The sequence below is a fragment of the uncultured Cetobacterium sp. genome (genome assembly GCF_945952365.1).
Taxonomy (GTDB): domain Bacteria; phylum Fusobacteriota; class Fusobacteriia; order Fusobacteriales; family Fusobacteriaceae; genus Cetobacterium_A.
On the sequence record NZ_CAMFHX010000007.1, the window covers coordinates 90,433 to 102,239 of the forward strand.

At 30.2% G+C, this 11,807-nt stretch carries 14 protein-coding genes; 2 read left to right on the forward strand and 12 right to left on the reverse strand.

Annotated elements, in window-relative coordinates; translation table 11 throughout:
- Both mltG and Q0O83_RS03845 read right to left on the reverse strand, forming a co-directional pair.
- A complete protein-coding gene (gene mltG / locus Q0O83_RS03840; protein WP_294094321.1) occupies positions 1-954 on the reverse strand; it encodes an endolytic transglycosylase MltG in 954 nt (317 codons plus the stop codon).
- Between the two features lie 76 nt (positions 955-1,030).
- Complete coding sequence (locus Q0O83_RS03845; RefSeq protein ID WP_294094322.1) at positions 1,031-2,617, reverse strand: DEAD/DEAH box helicase; 1,587 nt, start codon at positions 2,615-2,617, stop codon at positions 1,031-1,033.
- Between the two features lie 209 nt (positions 2,618-2,826).
- On the opposite strand from Q0O83_RS03845, the gene Q0O83_RS03850 reads away from it, so the two are divergent.
- Positions 2,827-3,222 carry a PG0541 family transporter-associated protein gene (locus tag Q0O83_RS03850; protein ID WP_294094324.1) on the forward strand — a complete coding sequence of 132 codons (396 nt, stop codon included), beginning with the start codon at positions 2,827-2,829 and terminating at the stop codon, positions 3,220-3,222.
- A 52-nt stretch (positions 3,223-3,274) separates the two neighbouring features.
- On the opposite strand, the gene Q0O83_RS03855 is transcribed toward Q0O83_RS03850, so the two are convergent.
- The 6 genes from Q0O83_RS03855 to Q0O83_RS03880 all read right to left on the reverse strand — a co-directional run bounded on the left by Q0O83_RS03855 (position 3,275) and on the right by Q0O83_RS03880 (position 8,053).
- Positions 3,275-3,424, reverse strand: a complete 150-nt coding sequence (locus tag Q0O83_RS03855) for a FeoB-associated Cys-rich membrane protein (RefSeq protein WP_294094326.1) — start codon at positions 3,422-3,424, stop codon at positions 3,275-3,277.
- Positions 3,425-3,446: 22 nt separating this feature from the next.
- A complete protein-coding gene (gene feoB, locus Q0O83_RS03860; protein WP_294094327.1) occupies positions 3,447-5,648 on the reverse strand; it encodes a ferrous iron transport protein B in 2,202 nt (733 codons plus the stop codon).
- Positions 5,649-5,657: 9 nt separating this feature from the next.
- Complete coding sequence (locus Q0O83_RS03865; RefSeq protein WP_047394623.1) at positions 5,658-5,885, reverse strand: ferrous iron transport protein A; 228 nt, start codon at positions 5,883-5,885, stop codon at positions 5,658-5,660.
- A gap of 94 nt (positions 5,886-5,979) precedes the next feature.
- A complete protein-coding gene (locus Q0O83_RS03870; protein ID WP_294094329.1) occupies positions 5,980-6,201 on the reverse strand; it encodes a FeoA family protein in 222 nt (73 codons plus the stop codon).
- 97 nt (positions 6,202-6,298) lie between these two features.
- Complete coding sequence (locus Q0O83_RS03875; RefSeq protein WP_294094331.1) at positions 6,299-7,243, reverse strand: ATP-binding protein; 945 nt, start codon at positions 7,241-7,243, stop codon at positions 6,299-6,301.
- 3 nt (positions 7,244-7,246) lie between these two features.
- Positions 7,247-8,053 carry an ATP-binding protein gene (locus tag Q0O83_RS03880; protein ID WP_294094333.1) on the reverse strand — a complete coding sequence of 269 codons (807 nt, stop codon included), beginning with the start codon at positions 8,051-8,053 and terminating at the stop codon, positions 7,247-7,249.
- A gap of 122 nt (positions 8,054-8,175) precedes the next feature.
- On the opposite strand from Q0O83_RS03880, the gene Q0O83_RS03885 reads away from it, so the two are divergent.
- A complete protein-coding gene (locus Q0O83_RS03885) occupies positions 8,176-8,541 on the forward strand; it encodes a hypothetical protein (protein ID WP_294094334.1) in 366 nt (121 codons plus the stop codon).
- A 35-nt stretch (positions 8,542-8,576) separates the two neighbouring features.
- On the opposite strand, the gene Q0O83_RS03890 is transcribed toward Q0O83_RS03885, so the two are convergent.
- From Q0O83_RS03890 to Q0O83_RS03905, 4 genes are all read right to left on the reverse strand, one after another.
- Positions 8,577-9,008: a hypothetical protein gene (locus Q0O83_RS03890; protein WP_294094335.1), complete on the reverse strand. Its 432-nt coding sequence runs from the start codon at positions 9,006-9,008 to the stop codon at positions 8,577-8,579.
- Positions 9,009-9,076: 68 nt separating this feature from the next.
- The gene (locus tag Q0O83_RS03895) at positions 9,077-9,478 is read right to left on the reverse strand and encodes a PhnA protein (protein WP_294094337.1); all 402 of its coding nucleotides are present in this window, start codon (positions 9,476-9,478) and stop codon (positions 9,077-9,079) included.
- Between the two features lie 18 nt (positions 9,479-9,496).
- The gene (gene rlmF, locus Q0O83_RS03900; protein ID WP_294094339.1) at positions 9,497-10,387 is read right to left on the reverse strand and encodes a 23S rRNA (adenine(1618)-N(6))-methyltransferase RlmF; all 891 of its coding nucleotides are present in this window, start codon (positions 10,385-10,387) and stop codon (positions 9,497-9,499) included.
- 129 nt (positions 10,388-10,516) lie between these two features.
- On the reverse strand, positions 10,517-11,686 hold the full coding sequence (locus Q0O83_RS03905) for a hypothetical protein (protein ID WP_294094341.1): 1,170 nt from the start codon (positions 11,684-11,686) through the stop codon (positions 10,517-10,519).
- Positions 11,687-11,807 lie beyond the last annotated feature (121 nt).

The window sequence follows — 11,807 nt, forward strand, 5'->3', positions numbered from 1 at the left end:
CTATTTATTTTTCTTTTGAACCTCTAAATGTTCTTTATATGTTTTTGTAAATGTATGTTTCCCTGTACTTGTAACAACAAAAAATAGATAATCTGTTTTTGCAGGATTTATTGCTGCCATCACAGAACTATAATCTGGATTTGAAATTGGACCTGGTGGTAATCCTCTATACATATAGGTATTGTAAGGCGAATCTATTTTTAAATCCTTATAATACATTCTTCTTTTAGAGTAATCATACAGATAATTCACTGTAGCATCTGATCCCAACTTCATCCCTTTTTTTAAACGATTATAAAAAACTGAAGACATCAGAGGTTTTTCATCTTTTAGCTGTGCTTCTCTTTCAATTATTGAAGCCATAATCAATTTTTCATAGAAATCTTTTTTATCTGGATAGTTCTCAGCTGGAAATATTTTTAAAAACTGACCCAACATCGCTTTTACCAACTCAGTTTCATTTGTATCCACAGATAAATAGTATGTTTCAGGATATAAATATCCTTCAAAGTTTCCATTTGGTGTCAAATATGGAAAATCCTTTACACCTTCTAAAGCTTTTTTCAATCCCTCTTCTGTGCCTATCCCTCTTTCTTTTATTAGATTTCCAATCTCTTTTATTGAATATCCTTCTGGAATAGTCAGTATAGTATACTTCACTCTGCCCTCTTCCATCATTTGTAAAATTTCTCTATACGAGTACTTACCATTTAATTCATAAAATCCCGCTTTTATATTTTTACCTGAATTTTTTTCATATTTTAAAAATATTTTAAAAAAAATAGAATCTGCCATACCTATCTGTTTAAAAGCGCTATTCAAACTAGTTCCAGGTCTAATATTTACTGCAATATTATAATCTCTTTTTCCATCAACTTTTAATGAATAAAATTTAAATACAGAAAAAACTCCTGTTAAAATAATTAATAAAAAAATTAAAAACTTTTTCTTCATAACACTCTCCCAATTTTATGCTGAAAAAAGCTGCACCTTGGTCTCCCTAGTTACAGCTTTTTTTTAATCTATTTAATTATCTTTTAGATTGCTTTGCTTTTTCGATTAAAGGCTTTCTTCCTTTTCTATCTTTTTGGAATACATCTACAATTGTTTCAGCTTCAACAAATGGTACTGAAACGAATGAGAAGTTCTCATAAATTTCTACACCTTTTAATTTTGATTCGTGTACTTTAGATTTCTTAGAGATTAAATCAACTAATTTTCTTGGAGTCATTTTATCTTTCTTTCCAAGAGCGATGAATAATCTTGTTTTACCTGTTTTATCGATAGAAACACTTTCGATATCAGAGTAGTTAGTCTCTTCTAATTCCTCTTCGTAACAGTTCTTTAAGATTGCTGCAATTATTTCAATTGGAGTAGCTTCTTGGTTTAATAACTCTTTTGCCATATCGTGGTAAGACTCAGCGTCTCCATTTGATATTAAGTTAGTAACGTTATCGAATAATCTAGTTTTCTTAGCTAAGATTACATCTTTAACTCCTGGAACTTGCTCTTTTTTAATTTCAGTTTTTGTTATTCTTTGAATTTGAAGTAGTTTTCTGTACTCAGAAGGAGTAATGAACGTTATAGCTGTTCCTTGCTTTCCTGCTCTTCCAGTTCTTCCGATTCTATGAACATAACTTTCTGCTTCTTGTGGTATTGCGTAGTTGATTACATGAGTAAGGTCATTTACGTCAATTCCTCTTGCAGCAACGTCAGTTGCTATTAGAATGTTTAAGTTTTTGTTTTTAAATCTCTTTAAAGTAACTTCTCTATGATTTTGACTGATATCTCCATGAAGACCTTCAACGTCGTATCCTCTATCTTGAAGTTTTCCAACTAATTCATTAACGTCGTTTTTAGTTCTACAGAAAACAATTCCATAGAAGTCAGCTTCGATATCAACTATTCTACATAAAGCTTCAAACTTATCTCTCTCTTTTACTTCGAAATATATTTGCTCAGTTAAGTTTGTAGTTAATTCCTTTTTCTTAACAGCTAATACTTCATGATCTCCCATGTGAGATTTAGCTATTTTTAAGATTTCTGCTGGCATTGTAGCAGAGAAGAATAACATTCTTTTATCTTCGTTAGTTTGAGTTAAGATTTGCTCAATATCTTCTACGAATCCCATGTTTAACATTTCATCAGCTTCATCTAATATGAAGTAATCAATGTTATTTAATTTTAAAACTTGTCTGTTCATTAAATCCATAACTCTTCCTGGAGTTCCAACAACGATATCAACACCTCTGTTAAGTTGTCTCTTTTGTTGCTCTAATGATTGTCCTCCATAAACTGGAATTATCTTTAGTCTTCTTCCGTGTGCAAGCGAGTTCATCTCCTCAGCAACTTGAACTGCTAACTCTCTAGTTGGAGCTAAGATTATAGCTTGTACATGACCTGTACTCTTCTCAATTTTCTCTAAAATAGGTAATGAGAATGCAGCTGTCTTTCCTGTTCCTGTTTGAGCTTGTCCGATTATATCCTTATCTCCATTTAATAATGCAGGTATAGTTAATGCTTGTATTGGGCTTGGTCTTTCGAACCCTTTTTCTTCTAAAGGTTTTAACGTTTTTTCAGTTAAACCTAAATCTTTAAATGTTAATATACTTTCCATATTCACTTCCTTAATATTTTTATATTCATTCATTAGATTATAACATACATTTATAATTTTGTGTACTTTTTTTATCTTTTTATTTCTTATTTGTGAGTTGTTTTTTTACATGTTCTTATTCTGTAAGAATTTTTACTATTTTAAGATATTGATTTTTTTTAAAAAATGTAGTAAATAGAGTATTAATAATATTTTACAGGAGGCTTTTTATGATTATTGATAGAAAAAATGCAAAAAGAACTGTTATCTATATTAATGATTCTCAAAAAAATAATCTTCAAAACTTTTTACACTCTATCGGATTCCACTATTATACTATTCAATCTAAGCTTGAAGGTAGCTGGGAACATGGAATCAGACATTTAAATAATCATGTTTGGCCTGGTTCAGAAGCTGTTTTTCATTTAATTGTTTCTGGTACAAAAGTCGATTTACTACTACAAAAATTAAAAAGTTTTAGAATGGGTTTACCTGATAATGTCGTTATGGCAGTTCTTGTTTGTCCGTTAGATGACTTTATTTACAATATGATGACTGTAGATATAGAACCTGATTCGTCAACTGATAAAGTTCACTGGTTAAAAGAAGATAATGAAAAAGTTTAATTGAAAAATTGAAAAGGAGCTGCTATTTTAGTAATAAGCAACTCCTTTTTTATTAATGTTTACATTTATCTTTTATGCTGCAACTTCCATTCTTTGATTTTGAACAGTTACAACCACTCTCACCTTTAAACATCTTATATAAACTCTTTAAAGCTATTGCTCCAATAACAATAACTATTCCAACTAAAATTAATGTTTTCATTTTTCCTCCTTATTATAGAGAATTAAAAGAACAGTTTTCCTATTTGGAATACTAATGTTGAAGCTATATAAGGTACAACTAAAAGTAATCCAACTACAAATCCTGTAAATTTATATCCGAACTCTTGCTTTATAGCTCCTAAAGTTACTACACAAGGAACCACTAGTAAGATATATACCATAAATGAATAAGCTCTTAAAGGAGCTAAATCATCTGTCCATAAAGCTCTCGTTGCTGCCACAACTCCGCTTCCCTCTTCCTCGATTTCATCTGCATCCGGCACTGAGAATAATCCACCTATATCAAAACTTAAAATTCCAACAACAGAATCCTTAATAGCCACTCCTAAACCTGCTACTTGATCTACTGTATCTTGTAAGAATGTCGTTTCTTCAACTTCTTCATCTCCAATTTCACCTGCAATATCATCAACTACTAAAACTTGAGCCATAAATCCTACAACAATCTCTTTAGCTGCTAAGCTTGGAGGTATAGCCGCTACTGTTTCCCATCTATTAGCAAAACCTGTTGGCTGTAAAATAGGTTGGAATGTTTTTCCAAATTTAGCCATATAAGAGTTTGCAGTGTCTCCATTATTCGGGAAATACGTTAGAGCCCATAAAATCATTAGCATACCCATAATAATTGTTGTTGCTTTCTTTAAGTAAGAAGCTGTTCTAGTTAAAGTAGATTTTAATATAACTCTTAAACTTGGTACTCTATATGGCGGTAACTCTATAAGTAAGGCTTTTCCTTCAGCTTTAAACATCTCAAAATTCTTTAAAACTAATCCTGTTAATATTGCTACAACAATTCCTAATACATACAGTGACATTACAACCAATCCAGCTTTCGCTCCAAAGAATGCAGCTGTGAATAGTCCGTATACAGGAAGTCTTGCTCCACAAGACATAAATGGAGCCATTGCAGCTGTCAACCTTCTTGAAGAATCATCTTCTAAAGTTCTTGTTGCATATATTGCTGGTACAGTACATCCAAATCCAAGAACCATTGGAACAAAGGCTTTACCATTTAATCCTAATTTTGTCATTATCTTATCCATTAAGAAAGCAACTCTAGACATATATCCACTCTCTTCTAATATAGCTAAGAAGAAATACAGATAAAGCATCAATGGAACGAATACAACCACTCCACCTACTCCACCTAAAATTCCATCCATAACTAGTGATGCTAGCCAATCCGGTGTATTTTCATCTATTAACATTCCTACATACTTTCCTATGTAATCACTTACAAATCCATCTACCCAATCAATTAATGGAGCCGATCCATTGAATACTGTTCCCATTAAGCCAACTATAATTAAAAAGAAGATTGGTAATCCTAAGTATTTATTTAATAAAACTCTATCTACTTTATCTGTAAAATCCAATCTAGATTTTATCGACGTTGTAAACGTTTTTGCTAAAATACCTTTTACAGTTCCGTATCTACCCTCTGCAAATATTGTTTCAATATCTTCATCATGGTCATCTTCTAACTGCTTTGTCTTTTTCACTATTTCAGAATCTAATTCATAACTATATTCTGACTTTAAAATCTCTATTACATGCGAATCTTGCTCTAATAATTTTATAGCCAAGAAGTCTTCCCCTAATTTTTTAGAAGCTTCTCCTAACTTTTCATTACAATTTATTTTACACTTAACCTCTTCTATCGCTTCTTGTAAACAACTATCAAATAAAAGGTTATATTTTACATTTTCTTTTTTTGCTTTTGCAACTTCTAAAGCTTTATCTAATAACTCTTGTAGTCCTGTTCTCTTTGTTGCTGATGTCATAACTACATCCATTTCAATCATATCAGTAAACTTTTTCATATCTAATTTATAATTTAACTTTTCAAACTCATCATAGAAATTTAAAGCCATAATCATAGGTTTTTCTAACTCTTTTAAAAGCATTGTTAGATATAGATTTCTTTCTAAATTTGTTGAATCTACAATGTTTATTATTACATCTGGTTTTTCATTTATTATAAAATCTCTTGTAATTGTTTCTTCTAAAGTATACGGACTTAAACTGTATACTCCTGGTAAATCTATACACTGAATTCTCTCACCTTTATAATCAAACTCAGCTTCCTTTTTCTCTACTGTAACACCTGCCCAGTTTCCAACTTTTAAATTAGATCCTGCTATTGCGTTTATTAATGCTGATTTCCCAACATTAGGATTTCCTGTAAATGCTATTTTTATCATGTCTATCTCCTATCCATCTATCTCTATTTCAATATTTTGTGCATCTTGCTTTCTTATAGCGATATTCGTTGATTTAACAATAAATTCTTGTGGATCTCCTAAAGGTGCATTTCTTTCTAATTTAATAATCTCTCCGTTAGTTACTCCCATATCAACTAACCTCTTTTTCAATTCGCCAATTTTCCCAATCTTGACGATTTTTGCTGATTCTCCTCTTTTTAATTCTGTTAACTTCATTCAAGCCTCCCAACTCATTTAGTCATAAATATATTTTGATACACAAAGTATATTTGGAAAAATTTAAATCACAGGCATAACCCGTGATTTAATCTTACTCATTTCCAATTATTATTTTGTTTGCCAACCCAAAATTTAATACGTACTTTGTCTCATTTATTTTAACGATATAGTTACTTTGATCATCTCTTAGTAAACATATCTTATTTCCAATACAAAAACCTTTTTCTGTCAGTCTACTCTTATCTTTATCTCTACCTTTGATCTCTTTTATAACAAACTCTCTATTTTGTTCTGCAAAAACTAATGGCGTCATAGAATAAACCTCCTAGTAATAATTTCTATTTATACCAGAATTATATTCTATGACGTAACATTTGTCAAGAATAAAACTTTAATAATCAAAGCTTTACTTATGCAAATAGATCTTTTATGCTGTGAAGCATAACACTTCTTATATTTGGACTATCTTTAGATAGCTCTTCAATCATTTTTTTAACTTTTAAACGTTTTGAGTTATCGCTCGTTTCATAAGGACAATCATTATGAAGTATTGGTAACCCTAATTTCTTTGCATATCTAATAGTTTCTTTCTCTTCAACATATGCAAGGGGTCTAATTACTTTCAGTCCATACTCTTCAGAATCATAAGCTGGTTTCATAACTCCCATATTTCCTTGATATAATACATTTAATAGGAATGTCTCTACAATATCATCCTTATGATGTCCTAAAACAAGTTTATTTATATTTTGCTCTTTCATAGCTTTATATAAAATTCCTCTTCTTACTCTAGCACACATAAAACATGGATTTTTCAACTCATCATTTGTTAAGATACTCTCTCCTATAGATGTTTCAATAACTTGTAACTCTGTACCTAATTTTCTACAATACTCTTTTATATCTTCATATTTTCCACCCTCTTCAACTGGGTGGATATGAATTGGAAATATTTCAAACTTTATTCCTGATATCTTTTGAATTCTTATTAAGGCATTTAAAACAGTTAAACTATCTTTCCCTCCAGAAATACCAATAGCTACTCTATCTCCCTCTTCAATCATATTATAATCGTGCATAGCTTTTCCTATTGGACTCCATAGACTTTTTTCAAATCCCTTATCTTGAATAAAAGCTAAAATTTCTTTTTCATCTAATCTATTCAATGAAATTTTCAACCCTGTTTGTTTATATATCTTATCTATTAGTTTTATTATTTTATTTTGTGAATATGAAATCTCTATCTTGATTTCCTCTTTTGAATTGATTACTAAAACTTTTTCCTCTTGTACCTCAAATGTGTATGCTTGAAAGACATATCCATTTAAATCCTTTATATTATCTATCTTTAACACTTACTATTCTCCTTTTTTCTCTTCAGATACATATCCTAATACATAATCTAAATTTATATTTTTCATTGAATTAAATATACTTTGCTTTATTTGTGGGTTAGTTTTTTCTAATGTTGCTAAAAGATTCTTAATCTCTTTTCTTTTTGAATCAACTTTTCCAGATTCAATTGGACAACCACAAGCCATTGCTGCTATTTCATTTTTCTTAGTAAAGTTAATGATATCTTGCTCTTTTATATAAATTAGTGGTCTTATTAACTCCATCTTTCCACTTGTCGATTTTACCTTAGGTATCATCGTTTTTACCGTTCCAGCATAAAACATATTTATCATCGCTGTCTCTACCATATCATCAAAGTGATGTCCTAAAGCTAACTTATTATATCCTAATTCCTCAACTTTATTATAAAGAACTCCTCTTCTCATCTTTGCACATAAGAAACAAGGACTATCCGGAGATGACTCGAATGCAATCTCCCATACATTTGCATCAAAAATTTCACATGGAATGCCTAACTCTTCTAAATTTACTTTAAATTGCTCTAAATCCATCGATCCAAACCCAGGGTTCATAGATATAAATGCTACCTCAAAATTTTTACTTCTATCTTTCTTTAACTCTTGGAATAGTTTTGAAAGTAGTAAGCTATCCTTTCCTCCAGACACACCTACTGCAATTTTATCCCCATCTTGAATTAAATCAAAATCTTTTATAGCCTTCATGAATTTAGACCATATCTTTTTTCTATATGCTGTTCTTATAGAATACTCAACCATATCTTTTTTTGTTTCAAAAACTTTTTCTTCCATTTTCCCTCCAACTAAATTCTATAGGTTTTCATTCAATTATATCATGCTTGCAAAAAAATTAACAATTCTTTTTTTTTGTGTTAAAATGTTCTTAATCTTAATCAATGAGGTGAATAAAATTTATGAATAAAATAGAAACTGCTGTTTTAGATTTTCTAAAAAGTGGAATGGTTTATAGTGACGGTGCTATTATGAAAAATCTTGGTATCGATGAATTAGAATTAGAAAATATCTATGCCTCTCTTACAAAACAAGGATATTTAGAAAGTTATGAGGATTTTTTAAAAAGAAATCCTGATTATGAAAAAGGTGAAGAGGAACACTCTTGTGGCGGATGTAGCTCTGGTGGATGCTCTTCTGGAGGGTGTAGTTCAGGTGGATGTAGCTCTGGTGGATGTAGCTCTGGTGGATGCTCTTCAAAAGACGAAGATATTGACTACTCTAAAATTAAAGTTTTAACAGAAAAAGCTTTTATCTATTCCTATTAAAAATAAGGAGGACATACTTCATTGTCCTCCTTATTTCAAAATATTTTATTTAATTTTGACCCACCACTTATCTGAACATCAGCTACCACTTTAGAAATTTCATTTGATAGCTCCTCCATAGAAACATCGTAATTAAAAAACCAATAAAAATTATAACCTGGTGATGAAGTTATACAGATTGCTTTTAATTTTAAAAATTTAAAACTAAATGTGTCTAACGTTCCCAATTGAAAAAGAGGTATTGAAAATATTTTTATTCTATTTCTAAGTTTAAAAACTCCAATTAGTCTAGTATTTGTTATTAAAAACGAATTTATTTTATTATCGTATGCTGTATAAAGAGTTTCGTTTGGATATATTATATCTTTATTGTCTGGATTTCTTAAAAAATTAACTACGTTAATTTTTTTCATTTTACTCATAGGTACTAAAAGAAACATAAAAATAACTTTGAATCCTGTAAGCATAGGTCTAACTCCTTTTAAATTTTATACCCTATTCTTACTATTCTCAACATCCGTTTCTTTTTTAGAATCTAAAAATTTATAGTCTCTAGTAAAGCATTTTCCTCTTCATCTAAATATGCATTTTCTAATAACTCTTCTGCCCATGAGTATTTTTCTTTTATGCTATTTAATATATATATTGCCGTTACTTTTACTATTGGTGTTTCACTCCACATAGCTCCACTTAAAAATCTAAAATCATTTTCTTTAGATTTTTTTATTTTTTTTAAAAGTTCTATGCAATTTTCACATAAAAATATACATCTATCATAATCTGGTTCATCCTTTGAAGGTGGAACTTCAAAAACTGAAAGTTTAACTCCTGTTGCTTCACATAGTTCACATTTTGATTTTGATCTTCTAGCTAAATTTTTTCCAAATCCAGAAACTATATTTAATCTCTCTTGGTGTTTATCAAATCCTTTTGCCATAATTTTTCTCCTTCTATTTTAATTTTTTCTAAAAGTCCAAGCTAAAACTCTACTTATCTTTTGACCCTGAGTCATCTCTAAAACTTTACACTTAGCTCCTAATTTTTCAAGAACTTTTATTGTTGGTTTTAAATTATCTTTATTTGATACTAAAGATGTAAAATAATATACTTGAGATGCAAACATTGCACTCTCTTTTGCCATTTTTTTTAAGAAAAGACGCTCTCCACCAGGACACCATAATTCAGCTTTTTGTCCACCAAAGTTCAAACCTTTTTTTATCTCTTTATTGCCTTTATTTAAGTTATCAACTTTTCTTTTATTTGCCTTTAACGCTTCCTCAAGTGACGAATGAAATGGCGGATTACACATTGTTAAATCAAACCTATCTTCTTTTTCAATAACTCCTACAAAGATATGATTTTTATCCTTTTGAAGTTTTAAAGTGATTTTATTTTTTAAACTATCGTTTAAATCAACAATTTTTTGAGCATTTTCTATCGATTTCGGATCTATATCTGAAGCTAAATAGCTCCAATCATATGATTGACTTCCGATTATAGGATATATACAATTCGCACCTGTTCCTATATCTAATACTTTTACATTTTTCTTTTTTGATAACAACTCTGCTATGTAGTGAATATAATCAGCTCTTCCTGGAATAGGAGGACATAAAAACCCTTCAGGTATATCCCAATTATCTACATTATAATAGTTTTTTATTAAAGCTTTATTAAGACAAACAACTGCACTATTGTCACTAAAATCAATTGTTTCCTCTCCCACAGGATTTTTTGTTATAAATAATTTTAACTCTGGAAGTTTCTCTATTAAAACTTTAAAGTCATATCTTCCTTTATGTGGATTATTTGGATGTAATTCACCTTTTTTTATCTTTTTTTTCAACAGTAACAATCTCCTTTTTAACTTTTATTTTAAATTAGTTTAACATTTTTAGTTTTAATAAGCAATGAAAGAGGTCCTATCAAAAAGTTTTTTCCCCTTCTTTTTGATAAGACCTCTTAATTTTTTATTTTAAATTGAACTAACTTCACTCACAGAAACTTTATTTTTTATTTTTGGTGTGCTAGCTTTATTTAAGAAATACCCTATTGTCGAATTTGTTAATCCAATCAATAGAAGGGTTATTCTTCCAAAAGTAGGATTAGGTATAATCACTAACATTGATAGTATTATTCCAAATGCAAATATCAATTTTCCTAAAATACTTCTTTGAGTGTTATCTAACTCATTTTCATCTGATTGAGGTGCTATAACCTCTGTCGAAATATTATTAAAGAATTTATTATAAGATGCTTCTCTCTCTTTTGACTTAAATCCTTTAAAGAATAACTTTGTTGACATAAAGAACCCACAAGTTATTGTCAATTGTGCCCCTAGCCCAATAACAATCTCTAAGTCTTTTGCTTCTCTAGCAGTAAACGGAACTGCTAAATTAAGAGTGTTAGCTACCCAAATTGGATTATATAACTTCATAACTGCAAATGAAACCATAAATCCTACTAATACCGTTGCCCAACCAGCCCAATCTGGAGTCTTCTTCACAACATAACCTAATAATCCCGGGATTAAAATTGGTAAATCTAATAGTGTTCCAATCATAAGAGTTATTGTAAATAAACTCAAGTTATTAAATTTATTTAATATTAAAGCGATTGAAATTATCATCACTCCAAAGAAGAATGTTACAACTTTACTAACTGACATCATCTGTTTTTCTGTCGCATTTTTATTTACAATTGGACAGTAGAAACTTTTGATTACTATTCCAGCGTTTCTATTCAGTGCTGAATCCATAGACGACATCGTCGCTGCGAAGATTCCCGACATCATAATTCCAGCCATTCCAGCAGGCATCTCTTTCTTTATAAATGCTAAGTAAACACCATTTGTTATAGATTTTCCTAGAGTTGACAATCCCCAAGTTGTTACATCTGGATTAAATGCTGACATATACCAAACTGGTAAGAACCACACTAAAGGCCCTATCAACATAAGTCCCAATGCTAATAATGCTCCTTTTTTTGCGTTCTTAGTATCTTTAGCAGAGAAGAATCTATATGCTCCACCCGTTAAACTACTCACACTAAAAAACTGCTTACAGAAAATCATTATAAACCAGATTGCAAACAACCAAACATAGTTTATGTCTGGACCAACTATTTTATTAGTTGGAAGTCCCATATTTAAAATATTAAAGAATCCTCCACCTTTTATCGATGCAACTATCGCACAAGCTACCGTTCCTACATAGCAATAGGTAAGGCTTTGAAGTTATCTCCACCTTTTCCCCTGCTCCACACCG